Source organism: Clostridium sp. CTA-7, assembly GCF_054768095.1.
In genome coordinates, this window is sequence record NZ_BAAAAV010000009.1 from 23,172 (window position 1) to 37,654 (window position 14,483).

Here is a 14,483-nt window from a genome sequence, read left to right on the forward strand (position 1 = left end):
AATCTGAAAGGAGGTACTAATTATGACAACAAGACTTCAAGAAAAGTATCAAAAAGAAGTAATTCCAGCTATGATTGAAAAGTTCGGATATAAAAATATAATGGAAGTTCCAAAGCTTGAAAAGGTAGTTATCAACATGGGAGTTGGTGAAGCTAAGGACAATCAAAAAATATTAGAAGCTGCAGTTAACGATTTAAGCATAATTGCAGGTCAAAAGCCAATTTTAACTAGAGCAAAGAAATCTGTTGCTAACTTTAAGATAAGAGAGAATATGGCTTTAGGATGTAAGGTTACATTAAGAAAAGCAAAAATGTACGAATTTGCTGACAAATTAATGGCTATTGCTCTTCCAAGAGTTAGAGATTTCAGAGGAGTTTCAAGCAAAGCTTTTGATGGTAGAGGAAACTACTCACTAGGAGTAAAAGAGCAATTAATATTCCCAGAAATTGAATACGATAAAATCGATAAGGTTAGAGGAATGGATATTATCTTCGTTACATCAGCAAACACTGACGAAGAAGCAAGAGAATTATTAAGATTCCTTGGTATGCCATTTGCTCAATAATAAGGAGGGAAAACTGTGGCACGTAAGGCTATTATTGAAAAGTGGAAAAAAGAACCTAAATATAAAACAAGAGCTTATACAAGATGCAGAATATGTGGAAGACCACATTCAGTATTAAAGAAGTTCGGTATTTGCCGTATATGTTTTAGAGAACTTGCTTATAAAGGTCAAATACCTGGTTGTAAGAAAGCAAGTTGGTAAAAAACTGATGTAGTGAAAGGAGGCACATTAAATGGTTATGACAGATCCTATCGCAGATTTGCTAACACGTATTAGAAACGCAAATGCTGTAAGACATGAAGTAGTAGAAGTTCCTTCATCAAATATGAAGAAGGCTGTTGCAAATATATTATTACAAGAGGGATATATTAAAGAGTTAGAGGAATATAACGATGGTGTTGTTCCAATGTTAAGAATATCTCTTAAATATGGCGCAGATAAAGAAAGAGTTATAACTGGTATAAAGAGAATATCTAAACCAGGACTAAGAGTTTACTGCAAGAAAGATGAAATTCCAAAGGTACTAAGTGGACTAGGAATTGCTATAATATCAACTTCAACAGGTTTATTAGTTGATAGAGATGCAAGAAAAGCTGGATTAGGCGGAGAAGTAGTTTGCTACGTTTGGTAATTTTCAAAATAGAAAGTAACTAAATTAACATATAGAACAAGTAAAACAGGAGGTGCGATTATGTCAAGAGTAGGTAGATTACCTATAGCTATACCTGCAGGCGTAACTGTAACTGTTTCAGCAGACAATGTTGTTACAGTTAAGGGTCCAAAGGGCGAACTTGTTAAAGCTATGAATACAGACATGAATATAGCAGTTGAAAACAACCAAGTTGTTGTAACTAGACCTAGCGATCAAAAAGAGCACAGAGCTCTTCATGGTTTAACTAGAGCATTAATCAACAACATGATAATCGGAGTTGAAAAGGGATTTGAAAAGAACTTAGAACTAATAGGTGTTGGTTACAGAGCTCAATTACAAGGTAAGAAGCTTGTAATGAACTTAGGATATTCACATCCAGTTGAAATAGAACCAATCGAAGGTGTAACTTTCGAAACTCCAGCTGCAACTAAGGTTGTAGTAAAGGGAATCGACAAGGAAAAGGTTGGAGCAGCTGCGGCTGATATAAGATCATGGAGAAAGCCTGAACCATATAAGGGTAAAGGAATTAAGTATGATAACGAAGTGATCAGACGTAAAGAAGGTAAAACTGGTAAGAAATAATAGAAAGGAGTGAAACCTTTATGTTCAAGAAGGTAGACAGAAAAGCTAGTAGAGAAAGACGTCACCTAAGAGTACGTAAGAAAATTTCTGGTACTCCTGAAAGACCAAGACTTTCAGTATATAGAAGTGAAAAAAATATATATGCTCAAATTATAGATGATGTTAATTCAGTAACTTTAGTTTCAGCTTCAAGCTTAGATAAAGCATTTGATGAAAAATCAGGTGGAAATAAAGAAGCAGCTAAAATGGTTGGTGAATTAATAGCTAAAAAAGCTTTAGAAAAAGGAATTTCAGAAGTAGTATTCGACAGAGGTGGATACGTATATCACGGAAGAGTTCAAACTTTAGCTGAAGCTGCTAGAGAAGCAGGCCTAAAATTCTAATAAATAAGGAGGGAAATACATGAGAATCGATCCTAGCACACTAGACCTTAAAGAAAAGGTTGTTAACATAAACAGAGTAACTAAGGTTGTTAAGGGTGGTAGAAACTTCAGATTCAGCGCTTTAGTAGTTGTAGGTGACGAAAACGGACACGTAGGCGTTGGTATGGGTAAGTCAATAGAAATCCCAGAAGCAATTAAAAAAGGAATAGAAGACGCTAAGAAAAATTTAGTAAGTGTTGCAATAGTTGGAACTACTGTTCCTCATCAAATATATGGAAAATTCGGAACTGGTAATGTTCTTATAATGCCAGCAAAAGAAGGTACAGGAGTTATCGCTGGAGGTCCAGCAAGATCTGTATTAGAATTAGCAGGATTAAAGGATGTTAGAGCTAAGTCATTAGGTTCAAACAATCCTAAAAATATGGTGAATGCTACAATTAACGGTTTAGCAAGCTTAAAAACAGCTGAAGATATAGCTAAATTAAGAGGCAAAACTGTAGAAGAAATTTTAGGTTAGGAGGGAAAAGCAATGGCAAAAATTAAAGTTACTCTAATGAAGAGTTTAATTGGAAGAAAGAAAGACCATATTGCTACTGCACATGCCCTTGGACTAAAAAAGATCGGTAAGACAGTAGAACATGAAGAAACTCCTCAAATCAGAGGAATGATCAACAAAGTTGACTATCTACTAAAAGTAGAAGAAGTTTAATAAGAGGAGGTGCATTGAGTAATGAAACTTCATGAATTAAAACCAGCAGCAGGAAGTAAGAAAGCTCCAAAGAGAGTGGGTAGAGGTACTGGTTCAGGATTAGGTAGAAATGCCGGAAAAGGTGAAAAAGGCCAAAATTCTAGATCAGGCGGTGGAGTAAGACCTGGATTTGAAGGCGGTCAAATGCCACTATATAGAAGACTTCCTAAGAGAGGATTTACAAATATATTTGCTAAACAATATGTTAGCATAAACGTAGATAGATTAAATATATTTGAAAATGGAACAGAAATAACACCAGAAGTTTTACTTGAAAGAAGAGTTATAAGTAAGGTAAAAGACGGAGTTAAGATTTTAGGAAATGGGACATTAGAGAAGAGCCTAACTGTTAAAGGATGTAAGTTCTCAAAATCAGCGGCTGAAAAGATAGAAGCAGCTGGAGGAAAAGTTGAGGTGATTTAGTATGCTATCAACCCTACGTAATGCCTGGAAGGTTCCCGAATTAAAGAAAAGATTTTTATGGACTATATTTTTAGTTGCAATCTTCAGGATAGGAATACATATTCCTGTTCCTGGAATTAGCACAGAAGTTCTAAATGATTTAGCTAGTAGCGGAACTATATTTGGTTTCTACGATTTGTTATCTGGTGGAGCATTTAGACAGTTTAGTATATTTGCTTTAAGCGTAACGCCATATATTAATGCTTCAATCATAGTTCAATTATTGACTATAGCAATTCCTTCTCTAGAGCAATTATCTAAAGAAGGTGAAGAAGGAAGAAAGAAGATACAAAAGATAACTAGAATATTATCAATATTTATAGGATTTATTCTTGCTTTCGGAACATATAGTATGGTTGCAGCAAGAGGTGCAGCGCAAGGAATGCAATGGACTGGAATAATCGTTGTATTAGTAGCATTAGTTGCAGGTTCAACATTCTGTATGTGGCTAGGTGATCAAATTACAGCTAAAGGCTTTGGAAATGGTATATCCATATTAATATTTGTAAATATAGTATCTCAGTTACCTGTAACTTTAATGTCATTATTTACATTAAAGGATCAAGGAAAAATTACTATAGTTGAAATTTTATTATTTGTAGTTTTTGCAATTGCTTTATTAGGAGTAGTAATATTCTTCTCATTAGCAGAAAGAAGAATTCCAGTTCAATATGCTGGTAAAGCTGTTGGAAATAAAGTTATGAGAGGCCAAAGTACTCACATACCTTTAAGCATAATAGGATCTGCTGTTATAGCAATAATATTTGCTATGTCAGTTATGATGTTTCCTAAAACAATTGCAGAATTTTTCCCAGGTCATGACTGGGCTGTATGGATAACAGGAAGTAAGTATAGTGTATTTAATGAAAAAACATGGATGTATCCTGTAATGTATTCAATATTAACTATATTCTTTACTTGGTTCTATACACAAATTACATTTAAGCCAGATGAAATGGCAGAGAATCTGCATAAATCAGCAGGGTTTGTGCCAGGAATAAGACCTGGAGATGCAACTGAAAAGTATTTTGAAAAAGTACTTACTAAAGTATCATTAGTTGGAGGAGTATTTGCAGCTTTACTAGCGATACTACCAATACTAATTTCAAATACACAGTTACAAGGAGTTCAATTTGGTGGTACATCATTATTAATTATGGTTGGTGTTGGACTTGATTTCTCAAGACAATTAGATTCACAATTAGTAATGAGACATTATCAAGGATTCTTAAAATAGATTAGTAATGGAGATGATGCCCGTGAAGATAGTATTATTAGGTCCTCCTGGAGCAGGAAAGGGAACACAGGCAAAATCAATTAGTAATAGATACTCAATACCACATATTTCTACAGGAGATATATTTAGAAAAAATATTTCTGAAAACACTCCATTAGGAATAGAAGCTAAGAAGCACATCGATAAAGGACAGTTAGTACCAGATGAAGTTACTATTGATATGGTAAAAGATAGATTGCAGCAAGAAGATTGTAAAAATGGGTATTTATTAGATGGATTCCCAAGAACAGTCGCTCAAGCAGAAGCACTTCAAGATTTTCTTTCTGAAAGAAATGAAAAGCTTGATACTGCTTTACTAATTGAAGTACCTACTGGATTTATATTAGAAAGAATGACAGGTAGAAGAGTGTGCCCATCATGTGGAGCTAGCTATCATATAAAGTTTAATCCACCAACTGTTACAAGCAAATGTGATGTTTGTGGAAGTGATATAATCCAAAGAAAAGATGATACAGAAGAAACTGTATCTGAAAGACTTGATGTGTATGAGAGACAGACACAACCACTGATTGATTTTTATAAAGAAAGAAACTTACTTTCAATTGTAAATGGAACAAAAGCTATTAACGAAGTATTCGAAGGTATCTGTAATATCTTAGGGAGAGTTAAATAATGATAATCATTAAAAATAACAAAGAAATTGACCTAATGAGATTATCAGGTAAAATAGTAGCTGAAACATTACTACTAGTTGAAGAAAAAGTAAGACCAGGAATAACTACTGCTGAATTAGATAGAATAGCAGAAGAATTTATAACTAAGCATGGAGCAAAGCCTTCATTTAAAGGGCTATATGGTTTTCCAGCTTCACTATGTATATCTGTTAACGAGCAAGTAGTTCATGGGATCCCAGGAGGTTATGTATTAAAAGATGGAGATATAATTAGTGTAGACTGTGGTGCTTTACTTAATGGCTTTCACGGAGATGCTGCAAGAACTTTTGCAGTGGGAAACGTAACAGAGGAGGCTAGTAAGTTAATTAAAGTAACAGAAGAAAGTTTCTTTAAAGGAATTGAATATGCTAAGATCGGTAACAGGCTTACTGATATATCACATGAAATACAAAACTACATAGAAGCTTCAGGTTTCTCTGTAGTAAGAGATTTCGTAGGACACGGTATAGGTAGAGTTGTACACGAAGATCCAGAAGTGCCTAATTTTGGTAAGCCTGGCAGAGGCCCAAAGTTAGCTTCAGGAATGGCACTAGCTATTGAGCCTATGGTTAACGTAGGAAGCTATAAAGTTAAAACATTAAATGATGACTGGACTGTAGTAACTAGTGATGGAAGTCTATCTGCACACTACGAAAATACTATTGTAATTTTACCAGATGGACCCGAAATATTAACACTAATTAAATAAGTGTTGCTTAGTTATAAATTCGCATGATACCAAAAGGTGGCTTGTAGATTTATGACTAAGGTAATCATCGAGGTGAAAAGTTTGCAAAACAATGACTTAATTGGGAAAGTGGTTCTTTCAAAAACAGGAAGAGATAAAAATCATTTATATGTAATAATAGGCCATTTAAGTGATAATTATGCAATTCTTAGTAATGGGAGTACTAAAACAGTTCAGATGCCTAAAAAAAAGAATTTAAAACATATAAATGTTTTAGATGATGTAGATGATGAGATTAAAGAATCTATCATATCAAAAGATAGAGGTACTGATTTAAAAATAAAAAGATTTCTAAAACTTAAAGGCATTGTTAAGGAGGGTTGATTACCTTATGTCAAAAGATGATGTAATAGAAATGCAAGGTATAGTACTAGAATCATTACCAAATGCTATGTTCCAAGTTGAACTAGAGAGTGGTCACAAAATTCTAGCACATATATCAGGAAAATTAAGAATGAATTTCATAAGAATTCTACCGGGAGATAAGGTTACAATTGAACTTTCTCCATACGATTTATCAAGAGGTAGAATTACATGGAGAGCTAAATAAAGGTAGAGATTACCGTCAAGTATTACAAGGAGGGTTAGCGATGAAAGTAAGACCATCAGTTAAGCCTATTTGCGAAAAGTGCAAGATTATAAGAAGAAAAGGAAAAGTAATGGTTATCTGTGAAAATCCTAAGCACAAGCAAAAACAAGGCTAATACAATCAAAGTATAGGCAAAAAAAGTATTATTTAACTATGTAAAACTTATTGACTTTTAACTTAAAGTCAAATATGATTATATAGGCATTTAATTAAGTAGATAAATTTTAGGTACGGCTGACAGTAGAGTGAATCTCTATTGACCTATGATTTTATTATATAAAATACACATATAATTAAGTTGTATGCATTTCAATATCAGGAGGTGTAAGTTTTAATGGCAAGAATTTCAGGAGTAGACCTACCAAGAGAAAAAAGAGTTGAAATAGGTCTAACATATATATATGGTATAGGACTTTCTACTTCACATAAGATTTTAGCACAAACAGGAGTTAATCCTGATACAAGAGTTAAAGATCTTACTGAAGAAGAAGTAACAAAAATTAGAGAATATGTAAAAACTTTAACAATTGAAGGTGACTTAAGAAGAGAAGTTGCTTTAAATATTAAAAGATTAGTAGAAATTGGATGTTATAGAGGAATTAGACATAGAAAAGGTCTTCCAGTTAGAGGTCAAAAGACTAAAACTAACGCAAGAACTAGAAAAGGTCCAAAGAAAACTATCGCAAATAAGAAGAAGTAGTGAGGAGGGAATTCGATGGCTCAAAAAGTTAAAAAAACTAGAAGAAGAAAAGAAAGAAAGAACGTTGAGCATGGTGCTGCACACATCAAATCAACTTTCAATAACTCAATAGTTACTTTAACTGATGCTACAGGAAATGCTTTATCATGGTCAAGTGCAGGAGCTTTAGGCTTCAGAGGATCAAGAAAGAGCACTCCATTCGCAGCTCAAATGGCAGCAGAAACAGCAGCTAAAGCGGCTATGGAACACGGATTAAAGAGTATAGAAGTATATGTAAAGGGACCAGGCGCAGGAAGAGAAGCGGCTATAAGATCTTTACAAGCAGCAGGATTAGAAGTAACTTTAATTAAAGACGTTACTCCAATCCCACATAACGGATGTAGACCACCAAAGAGAAGAAGAGTCTAGTATTCATATAGGAGGTGTAATTAATGGCAAGATATACTGGAGCTACATGTAGATTATGTAGAAGAGAAGGTATGAAATTATTCCTTAAAGGGGATAGATGTTATACAGATAAATGTGCTTTTGTTAGAAGAAGTTATGCGCCAGGACAACATGGAGCAGCTAAGAAAAAAATATCTAACTACGGTGTACAATTAAGAGAAAAGCAAAAAGCTAGAAGAATATACGGAGTATTAGAAAGCCAATTCAGAACTTATTATGAAAAGGCTGATCATATGAAGGGTATTACTGGTGAAAATTTACTTAAATTATTAGAAATGAGATTAGATAACGTTGTTTACAGACTAGGTTATGGTGCTTCAAGAAATGAAGCTAGACAATTAGTTAATCATGGACATTTCTTAGTTAATGGTAAGAAAGTTGACATTCCTTCATTTAAAGTTTCTGTTAATGATGAAATTACAGTTACAGAAAAGAGTAGAGGAACTGAAAAATTCAAGACATTTGTTGAAAATCCAAAGACATTACCAAAATGGTTAGAAGCAAACGTTGAAAATTATTCAGGTAAAGTAGTTGCTGAACCAGCAAGAGAAGATATTGACGTTCCAGTTAATGAAACTCTTATCGTTGAGTTATACAGCAAGTAATAGTTTAATATTTGTATTTGTAAGAGCAATCTTACAATACAAATATATAAGCAGTTGCCCTCAGAATAAGGTTGCCATTTAAAATTTAAGGAGGGTTTGTGCATGTTAGAAATAGAAAAGCCAATAATAGAATGTATAGAGTCAAATGAAAATGGTACTTACGGTAAATATGTAGTTGAACCACTAGAAAGAGGATATGGTATAACTCTTGGAAATGCTTTAAGAAGAATACTTTTATCATCACTTCCAGGTGCTGCTCCTACATCAGTAAAAATAGACGGAGTACTACATGAATTTTCAACTGTACAGGGAGTTAAAGAAGATGTTACAGAAATAATATTAAACATTAAATCTTTAGCTTTAATAATGAATGGTGAAGGTCCAAAGACTATATATATAGATGCTCAAGGACCAGGAGTAGTTACAGGTGCAGATATAAAAACTGATGGAGATGTTGAAGTTGTAAGCAAAGATCTTCATATTGCAACATTAGATGATAATGGTAAGTTATATATGGAGATAACAGTTAATAGAGGAAGAGGATACGTAACTCAAAATAAAAATAAGAGTGAAGACCTTCCATTATCAGCAATTGCTGTAGACTCAATTTATACGCCAGTTAAAAGAGTTAATTTCACTGTAGAAAATACAAGAGTAGGTCAAATTACTGACTATGATAAATTAACTTTAGAAATCTGGACTAATGGAACTATTAAGATTGATGAAGCAATAAGCTTATCAGCAAAAATTCTTATAGAACATTTTAAATTATTTATGTCATTAGGAGATAGTACTAATGATGTAGAGATTATGATAGAAAAAGAAGAAGATAAAAAAGAGAAAGTACTAGAAATGACTGTAGAAGAGCTAGATTTATCAGTTAGATCATATAACTGTTTAAAGAGAGCTGGAATAAATACAGTTCAAGAACTTGCTGGAAAATCAATGGATGACATGATGAAGGTAAGAAATCTAGGAAAGAAATCTTTAGAGGAAGTCGAAAGAAAGCTTAAGGAATTAGGCTTAGGATTAAGACTAAACGATGAGTAAGGAGGTAAATCCACATGGCAGGTTATCGTAAATTAGGTCGTCCTACTGACCAAAGAAGAGCTATGCTTAGAAGCCTTGTTACAAGCTTTTTAAAGCATGGTAAAATCGAAACAACTGAAACAAGAGCAAAAGAAACTAGAAGATTAGCTGAAAAGATGATCACTTTAGCAAAAAGAGGTGACCTTCACGCTAGAAGACAAGTTTTAGCTTTTGTTAACGAAGAAGAAGTAGTTCAAAACCTATTTGACAATGTTGCTCCAAAGTACGCAGAAAGAAATGGTGGATACACTAGAATGTACAAAAAAGGCCCAAGAAGAGGGGACGGAGCGGAAGTTGTTATACTTGAATTAGTATAATATAAAGGGGATTAAGTTAAAAACTTAGTCCCCATTTTTACATGTTGAAATTTAACTAGTATATAAGAATTCATAAATTTAATATTAAAGTAATTGTAATTAAATGAATGTATATTATAATATTCTTATGCTGAATGTATATACACTATGAATTTTTATATAGTACTTAAGAGCAGAAGTTAAGCAATAAAAGGAGGGGGCTATATATGAAAGAAACAATGATTAAATGTGATAATGTATCTTTTAAATATAGAGTACATGAGGGAGAAGAGGAACGATACGCAGTTAATGGCGTAAATTTTGAGGTTGAAAAAGGAGAATTTTTAGTTGTTTTAGGACATAATGGATCTGGTAAATCAACTATAGCAAAACATATTAATGCACTTTTAGTACCATCAGAAGGAACTGTTATAGTAGATGAACTTGATACTTCAGATCCTAATAATTTATGGCAAATAAGAGCTAAGGCTGGAATGGTATTTCAAAACCCTGATAACCAGTTAGTAGCTACTATAGTTGAAGAAGACGTTGCTTTTGGACCAGAGAATCTAGGGGTACCACCAGAAGAAATAAGGAAAAGAGTAGATGAGAGCTTAAAGAAGGTTGGAATGTATGAATATAAAAGACATGCACCACACTTGCTTTCGGGTGGGCAAAAACAAAGAATCGCAATAGCTGGGATTTTAGCAATGAAGCCTCAATGTATTATTTTTGATGAGCCAACAGCTATGCTAGATCCTTCTGGTAGAAGAGAAGTATTAAATAATATAAAAGAAATAAATAAAAAATATGGGATTACAATAGTTCTTATCACTCATTATATGGATGAAGCAGCACAAGCAAATAGAGTTATTGTAATGGATAATGGAAAAATAATATTACAAGGAAATCCAAGAGAAGTATTTTCTAATGTTAAAGAAATGAAAGAAATAGGATTAGATGTTCCTCAAGTTACAGAATTATGTTATGAACTTAAAAAAGATGGTATAGATATAGATACAAATATTTTAAATGTAGATGAGATGGTGAATGCGTTATGTCAATTAAAATAGAAAACTTAGTACATGTATACATGCCCAAATCACCTTTTGAGAAAATGGCATTAAATAATGTTAATATTGAAATAAATGAAGGTGAGTTTGTAGCACTTATAGGCCATACAGGCTCAGGAAAATCAACATTAATACAACACATGAATGGGCTGCTTAAGCCAAGTTCAGGTAGAATAATAGTTGATGGAGAGGATATTACAAAAGAAGGTGTAAAACTTACTGATATAAGAAAAAAGGTTGGACTTGTATTTCAATACCCAGAGTATCAATTATTTGAAGAAACTATAGAAAAAGATATAGAGTTTGGGCCAAGAAATTTAGGATTATCTGATGAAGAAATAACAAAAAGAGTAAAAAGAGCAATGGAAATGGTTGGTCTAGATTATGATAAATATAAGAATAAATCTCCATTCGATTTAAGTGGGGGACAAAAGAGAAGAGTAGCTATAGCTGGTGTAATTGCTATGGAACCTAAAATACTTATACTAGATGAACCAACTGCAGGACTAGACCCAAAAGGAAGAGATGATATTTTAGCTCAAATAAAGGTTTTACATAATGAGTATAAAATGACAATTATACTTGTAAGCCATAGTATGGAAGATGTGGGTAAACTTGCAGAACGAATAATAGTAATGAATAAGGGAGAAGTGGCTTTAGAGGGAACCCCATCTAGGGTATTTAAAGAAGTGGATACTTTAGAAAGTATAGGGCTTGCAGTTCCACAAGTAACCTATCTTATGAGAGAATTAAAAAATAAGGGATTTAATGTTTCAGATGAAGTTTATACTATAAGTCAGGGAAAAGAAGAATTACTAAGAATATTAAAGGAAGTTAAAAACTAGGGGGAACAAAAATGATAAAAGATATAACTATAGGTCAGTATATACCAGGTGAAACTTTTGTTCATAAGCTGGATCCTAGAACAAAGATATTATTATCAATACTATTTATAATTTGTCTATTTGTAGTAGATAAGTTTATTGGATATATATTAATAGTTGCATTTTTAGCATTAACTGTATATGTTGCTAAATTGCCACCTAGGTACTTATACAAAGGTTTAAAACCAGTATTTTTCCTTATTATTTTCACAGCTATTTTAAATATTTTTATGATAAAAGGTACTTCAAGCACATTAATATTTGAACTTGGATTTGTAAAAATATATCAAGAGGGATTAAGAACTGCTGCATTTATGGCTTTAAGGTTAATATTTTTAATAATGGGTACATCAGTATTAACATTAACTACATCACCTATTGAGCTAACTGATGGAATCGAAAGATTATTAAAACCTATTGGAAAAGAAACTGCACATGAATTAGCTATGATGATGACTATAGCACTAAGATTTATACCAACATTAATGGATGAAACAGATAAAATAATGATGGCACAAAAAGCAAGAGGAGCAGATTTTGAAACAGGGGGAATGATTCAAAAAGCTAAAAGTCTTATACCATTATTAGTACCATTATTTATAAGTTCATTCAGAAGAGCTGATGAACTTGCTATGGCCATGGAAGCTAGAGCATATAGGGGTGGAAATGGTAGAACTAGAATGAAACAATTAAAGTTTACAAGAAAGGACACTATTGCATTTGCTTTATTTTCTATTTTATTTATCGGAAGCTTAGCAGTGAGATTTGTTATTTAGAAAAAATGAGTAAAAGTGATTTAAGTTATGAGAAATATTAAGCTTACTTTAGAATATGATGGTACTAATTATTTTGGATGGCAAAAACAAAAAGTAGGAAGTACTATACAAAAAACATTAGAAGAAGCCATAAGCATCTTAACTAATGAGGATATTGAAGTTATAGGAAGCTCAAGAACTGATGCTGGTGTACATGCAAAAGGATTTGTTGCAAATTTTAAAACAGAAAGCAAAATACCATCAGAAAAATTTAGAGAAGCAATTAACTATAGATTGCCTGATGATATAGTTATTTTAAAATCTGAAGAGGTAAATGAAGATTTTCATTCAAGATATAGTGCAAATGGAAAAACTTATTCTTACTCTATATTAAACAGAGAGGTTCCACCTGCAATAGGAAAAGATTATTTATATCATGTAAAAAGAAAACTAAGTGTAGAATCAATGAAAGAATCTTGTAAATATTTTATTGGGACTCATGACTTCATTGCATTTAGAAGTAGTGGAAGCTCTACAAAAACAACTATTAGAACAATAACAGAATTATATATTGAAGAAAGTAGCGACATAATAAAAATTTATGTAACAGGTGATGGTTTTTTATATAATATGGTTAGAATAATAGTTGGAACATTGTTAATGGCAGGAACTAATAAAATAAATCCTGAAGATATACAAAATATAATATATGATAAAGATAGAACAAAAGCTGGAATATGTGTTCCAGCAACAGGTTTAGTATTAGAAAAAGTTTATTATTAAAATTAACAATAATAAATTAAAAAACATGTTGACACGCCCGTAAGCGTGTATTATAATAATGTATGTTTGTTAGAATAATTTATGTATATAAGATCCACTAGCCCCGGGTCTTGACATAAAAGCAGTACTTAATAAGTAAAGCACAAATGTAAGTTCAGGGAGGGAAAAACATGAAATCATACATTGCTAAGGCACAAGAAGTTGAAAGAAAATGGTATGTTGTTGACGCTGCTGGAAAGCCACTAGGAAGAGTTGCTAGCCAAGTTGCTTCAATTTTAAGAGGAAAAAATAAACCAACATTTACACCAAATGTTGACTGTGGAGATTTCGTTATAGTAATCAATGCAGAACAAGTTGTTTTAACTGGTAAGAAGTTAGATCAAAAATTAATGAGAAAACACAGCTTATATCCAGGTGGATTAAAGGAAACTCCATATAGAGAAGTATTAGCTAAGAAGCCTGAATTCGCTTTCGAAGAAGCTGTAAGAAGAATGCTTCCAACAGGCGTTTTAGGAAGAAAAATGCTTAAGAAGCTAAAAGTATATAGAGGTACTGAGCACGGACATGATGCTCAAAAACCAGAAGTACTTGAATTAAAGTACTAATACAAGCTCGGGAGGAGGAATAAAAATGGCAAAAGTTCAATACATGGGTACTGGAAGAAGAAAAAAATCAATTGCAAGAGTTAGACTTGTACCAGGAAATGGTAAAGTAGTTATAAATAGCAGAGAAATAGAAAACTATTTCGGTTTAGAAACTTTAAGAATGATAGTTAATCAACCATTAGTTTTAACTGGATCTAAAGATAGATTCGACGTTTTAGTTAACGTTCATGGTGGTGGATTCACAGGTCAAGCTGGAGCAATAAGACACGGAATAACTAGAGCTTTAATAAAAGCTGACGAAAACTTAAAGTCAGAATTAAAGAAAGCAGGTTTCGTAACTAGAGATCCAAGAATGAAAGAAAGAAAGAAATACGGTCTTAAAAAGGCAAGAAGAGCTCCACAATTCTCAAAGAGATAATATATGGAACTTCACAAATCCCACAAACCGCACGGTTGTGGGATTTATTTTTTTATAAAAAATTATAAAAACCTATGCTTTTTAACGATAACTAACAGATGATTATAATTTCTTAAATTATAAAGTATAGTAATTTATAATAAATATCT

At 32.6% G+C, this 14,483-nt stretch carries 25 protein-coding genes; all 25 read left to right on the forward strand.

The genetic code is table 11. The features are described 5' to 3' along the window. The first annotated feature begins 22 nt into the window (after positions 1–22). Positions 23–565 (forward strand): 50S ribosomal protein L5, encoded by a 543-nt coding sequence (gene rplE / locus ACYUEX_RS15345; RefSeq protein ID WP_411169532.1) that lies wholly within the window; start codon positions 23–25, stop codon positions 563–565. Between the two features lie 15 nt (positions 566–580). Then, on the forward strand, positions 581–766 hold the full coding sequence (locus ACYUEX_RS15350) for a type Z 30S ribosomal protein S14 (protein WP_008681179.1): 186 nt from the start codon (positions 581–583) through the stop codon (positions 764–766). Positions 767–797: 31 nt separating this feature from the next. Further along, positions 798–1,196 carry a 30S ribosomal protein S8 gene (gene rpsH, locus ACYUEX_RS15355; protein ID WP_411169533.1) on the forward strand — a complete coding sequence of 133 codons (399 nt, stop codon included), beginning with the start codon at positions 798–800 and terminating at the stop codon, positions 1,194–1,196. 60 nt (positions 1,197–1,256) lie between these two features. After that, the gene (gene rplF, locus ACYUEX_RS15360) at positions 1,257–1,799 is read left to right on the forward strand and encodes a 50S ribosomal protein L6 (protein ID WP_411169534.1); all 543 of its coding nucleotides are present in this window, start codon (positions 1,257–1,259) and stop codon (positions 1,797–1,799) included. A 20-nt stretch (positions 1,800–1,819) separates the two neighbouring features. Continuing rightward, the gene (rplR, locus tag ACYUEX_RS15365; protein ID WP_411169535.1) at positions 1,820–2,182 is read left to right on the forward strand and encodes a 50S ribosomal protein L18; all 363 of its coding nucleotides are present in this window, start codon (positions 1,820–1,822) and stop codon (positions 2,180–2,182) included. 19 nt (positions 2,183–2,201) lie between these two features. Further along, positions 2,202–2,699 (forward strand): 30S ribosomal protein S5, encoded by a 498-nt coding sequence (rpsE, locus tag ACYUEX_RS15370; RefSeq protein WP_411169536.1) that lies wholly within the window; start codon positions 2,202–2,204, stop codon positions 2,697–2,699. Between the two features lie 12 nt (positions 2,700–2,711). Further along, entirely contained in the window at positions 2,712–2,891 is a 180-nt protein-coding gene (gene rpmD, locus ACYUEX_RS15375; protein WP_322412614.1) for a 50S ribosomal protein L30, read from the forward strand. A gap of 21 nt (positions 2,892–2,912) precedes the next feature. Beyond that, positions 2,913–3,353: a 50S ribosomal protein L15 gene (gene rplO / locus ACYUEX_RS15380; protein ID WP_411169537.1), complete on the forward strand. Its 441-nt coding sequence runs from the start codon at positions 2,913–2,915 to the stop codon at positions 3,351–3,353. Between the two features lies 1 nt (position 3,354). Continuing rightward, positions 3,355–4,629, forward strand: a complete 1,275-nt coding sequence (secY, locus tag ACYUEX_RS15385; RefSeq protein WP_411169538.1) for a preprotein translocase subunit SecY — start codon at positions 3,355–3,357, stop codon at positions 4,627–4,629. A 22-nt stretch (positions 4,630–4,651) separates the two neighbouring features. Next, positions 4,652–5,302, forward strand: coding sequence for an adenylate kinase (locus tag ACYUEX_RS15390; RefSeq protein ID WP_460288972.1), 651 nt, complete (start codon positions 4,652–4,654; stop codon positions 5,300–5,302). Then, on the forward strand, positions 5,302–6,051 hold the full coding sequence (map, locus tag ACYUEX_RS15395; protein ID WP_460288973.1) for a type I methionyl aminopeptidase: 750 nt from the start codon (positions 5,302–5,304) through the stop codon (positions 6,049–6,051). The genes ACYUEX_RS15390 and map overlap by 1 nt, the downstream gene beginning before the upstream one ends. 51 nt (positions 6,052–6,102) lie before the next feature. Continuing rightward, positions 6,103–6,414 carry a hypothetical protein gene (locus tag ACYUEX_RS15400; protein ID WP_411169540.1) on the forward strand — a complete coding sequence of 104 codons (312 nt, stop codon included), beginning with the start codon at positions 6,103–6,105 and terminating at the stop codon, positions 6,412–6,414. A 7-nt stretch (positions 6,415–6,421) separates the two neighbouring features. Continuing rightward, on the forward strand, positions 6,422–6,640 hold the full coding sequence (infA, locus tag ACYUEX_RS15405; protein ID WP_322412699.1) for a translation initiation factor IF-1: 219 nt from the start codon (positions 6,422–6,424) through the stop codon (positions 6,638–6,640). Between the two features lie 40 nt (positions 6,641–6,680). Further along, entirely contained in the window at positions 6,681–6,794 is a 114-nt protein-coding gene (rpmJ, locus tag ACYUEX_RS15410) for a 50S ribosomal protein L36 (protein ID WP_016205879.1), read from the forward strand. 219 nt (positions 6,795–7,013) lie between these two features. Continuing rightward, positions 7,014–7,379 carry a 30S ribosomal protein S13 gene (gene rpsM / locus ACYUEX_RS15415; RefSeq protein WP_317274669.1) on the forward strand — a complete coding sequence of 122 codons (366 nt, stop codon included), beginning with the start codon at positions 7,014–7,016 and terminating at the stop codon, positions 7,377–7,379. A gap of 15 nt (positions 7,380–7,394) precedes the next feature. Then, complete coding sequence (rpsK, locus tag ACYUEX_RS15420) at positions 7,395–7,787, forward strand: 30S ribosomal protein S11 (protein WP_411169541.1); 393 nt, start codon at positions 7,395–7,397, stop codon at positions 7,785–7,787. A gap of 23 nt (positions 7,788–7,810) precedes the next feature. Next, positions 7,811–8,431 (forward strand): 30S ribosomal protein S4, encoded by a 621-nt coding sequence (gene rpsD / locus ACYUEX_RS15425; protein WP_411169542.1) that lies wholly within the window; start codon positions 7,811–7,813, stop codon positions 8,429–8,431. A gap of 102 nt (positions 8,432–8,533) precedes the next feature. After that, a complete protein-coding gene (locus ACYUEX_RS15430) occupies positions 8,534–9,481 on the forward strand; it encodes a DNA-directed RNA polymerase subunit alpha (protein ID WP_411169543.1) in 948 nt (315 codons plus the stop codon). A 14-nt stretch (positions 9,482–9,495) separates the two neighbouring features. Further along, complete coding sequence (gene rplQ / locus ACYUEX_RS15435; RefSeq protein ID WP_322459178.1) at positions 9,496–9,837, forward strand: 50S ribosomal protein L17; 342 nt, start codon at positions 9,496–9,498, stop codon at positions 9,835–9,837. A 206-nt stretch (positions 9,838–10,043) separates the two neighbouring features. Continuing rightward, positions 10,044–10,889, forward strand: a complete 846-nt coding sequence (locus tag ACYUEX_RS15440) for an energy-coupling factor transporter ATPase (RefSeq protein ID WP_460288974.1) — start codon at positions 10,044–10,046, stop codon at positions 10,887–10,889. Then, complete coding sequence (locus ACYUEX_RS15445) at positions 10,874–11,734, forward strand: energy-coupling factor transporter ATPase (protein WP_460288976.1); 861 nt, start codon at positions 10,874–10,876, stop codon at positions 11,732–11,734. The genes ACYUEX_RS15440 and ACYUEX_RS15445 overlap by 16 nt, the downstream gene beginning before the upstream one ends. An 11-nt stretch (positions 11,735–11,745) precedes the next feature. After that, entirely contained in the window at positions 11,746–12,549 is an 804-nt protein-coding gene (locus tag ACYUEX_RS15450; RefSeq protein ID WP_460288977.1) for an energy-coupling factor transporter transmembrane component T family protein, read from the forward strand. Positions 12,550–12,576: 27 nt separating this feature from the next. Next, a complete protein-coding gene (gene truA, locus ACYUEX_RS15455) occupies positions 12,577–13,311 on the forward strand; it encodes a tRNA pseudouridine(38-40) synthase TruA (protein WP_460288978.1) in 735 nt (244 codons plus the stop codon). A gap of 170 nt (positions 13,312–13,481) precedes the next feature. Continuing rightward, the gene (rplM, locus tag ACYUEX_RS15460) at positions 13,482–13,916 is read left to right on the forward strand and encodes a 50S ribosomal protein L13 (RefSeq protein ID WP_411169548.1); all 435 of its coding nucleotides are present in this window, start codon (positions 13,482–13,484) and stop codon (positions 13,914–13,916) included. A gap of 25 nt (positions 13,917–13,941) precedes the next feature. Then, positions 13,942–14,334, forward strand: coding sequence for a 30S ribosomal protein S9 (rpsI, locus tag ACYUEX_RS15465; protein ID WP_460288979.1), 393 nt, complete (start codon positions 13,942–13,944; stop codon positions 14,332–14,334). Positions 14,335–14,483 lie beyond the last annotated feature (149 nt).

Excerpts from the sequence above, each read along its gene's own strand:
- rplE (WP_411169532.1), top strand. The coding sequence starts at position 23 with ATGACAACAAGACTTCAAGAAAAGTATCAAAAAGAAGTAATTCCAGCT.
- rpsH (WP_411169533.1), top strand. The coding sequence starts at position 798 with ATGGTTATGACAGATCCTATCGCAGATTTGCTAACACGTATTAGAAAC.
- rplF (WP_411169534.1), top strand. The coding sequence starts at position 1,257 with ATGTCAAGAGTAGGTAGATTACCTATAGCTATACCTGCAGGCGTAACT.
- rplR (WP_411169535.1), top strand. The coding sequence starts at position 1,820 with ATGTTCAAGAAGGTAGACAGAAAAGCTAGTAGAGAAAGACGTCACCTA.
- rpsE (WP_411169536.1), top strand. The coding sequence starts at position 2,202 with ATGAGAATCGATCCTAGCACACTAGACCTTAAAGAAAAGGTTGTTAAC.
- rpmD (WP_322412614.1), top strand. The coding sequence starts at position 2,712 with ATGGCAAAAATTAAAGTTACTCTAATGAAGAGTTTAATTGGAAGAAAG.
- rplO (WP_411169537.1), top strand. The coding sequence starts at position 2,913 with ATGAAACTTCATGAATTAAAACCAGCAGCAGGAAGTAAGAAAGCTCCA.
- secY (WP_411169538.1), top strand. The coding sequence starts at position 3,355 with ATGCTATCAACCCTACGTAATGCCTGGAAGGTTCCCGAATTAAAGAAA.
- map (WP_460288973.1), top strand. The coding sequence starts at position 5,302 with ATGATAATCATTAAAAATAACAAAGAAATTGACCTAATGAGATTATCA.
- ACYUEX_RS15400 (WP_411169540.1), top strand. The coding sequence starts at position 6,103 with ATGACTAAGGTAATCATCGAGGTGAAAAGTTTGCAAAACAATGACTTA.
- infA (WP_322412699.1), top strand. The coding sequence starts at position 6,422 with ATGTCAAAAGATGATGTAATAGAAATGCAAGGTATAGTACTAGAATCA.
- rpmJ (WP_016205879.1), top strand. The coding sequence starts at position 6,681 with ATGAAAGTAAGACCATCAGTTAAGCCTATTTGCGAAAAGTGCAAGATT.
- rpsM (WP_317274669.1), top strand. The coding sequence starts at position 7,014 with ATGGCAAGAATTTCAGGAGTAGACCTACCAAGAGAAAAAAGAGTTGAA.
- rpsK (WP_411169541.1), top strand. The coding sequence starts at position 7,395 with ATGGCTCAAAAAGTTAAAAAAACTAGAAGAAGAAAAGAAAGAAAGAAC.
- rpsD (WP_411169542.1), top strand. The coding sequence starts at position 7,811 with ATGGCAAGATATACTGGAGCTACATGTAGATTATGTAGAAGAGAAGGT.
- ACYUEX_RS15430 (WP_411169543.1), top strand. The coding sequence starts at position 8,534 with ATGTTAGAAATAGAAAAGCCAATAATAGAATGTATAGAGTCAAATGAA.
- rplQ (WP_322459178.1), top strand. The coding sequence starts at position 9,496 with ATGGCAGGTTATCGTAAATTAGGTCGTCCTACTGACCAAAGAAGAGCT.
- ACYUEX_RS15440 (WP_460288974.1), top strand. The coding sequence starts at position 10,044 with ATGAAAGAAACAATGATTAAATGTGATAATGTATCTTTTAAATATAGA.
- ACYUEX_RS15445 (WP_460288976.1), top strand. The coding sequence starts at position 10,874 with ATGTCAATTAAAATAGAAAACTTAGTACATGTATACATGCCCAAATCA.
- ACYUEX_RS15450 (WP_460288977.1), top strand. The coding sequence starts at position 11,746 with ATGATAAAAGATATAACTATAGGTCAGTATATACCAGGTGAAACTTTT.
- truA (WP_460288978.1), top strand. The coding sequence starts at position 12,577 with ATGAGAAATATTAAGCTTACTTTAGAATATGATGGTACTAATTATTTT.
- rplM (WP_411169548.1), top strand. The coding sequence starts at position 13,482 with ATGAAATCATACATTGCTAAGGCACAAGAAGTTGAAAGAAAATGGTAT.
- rpsI (WP_460288979.1), top strand. The coding sequence starts at position 13,942 with ATGGCAAAAGTTCAATACATGGGTACTGGAAGAAGAAAAAAATCAATT.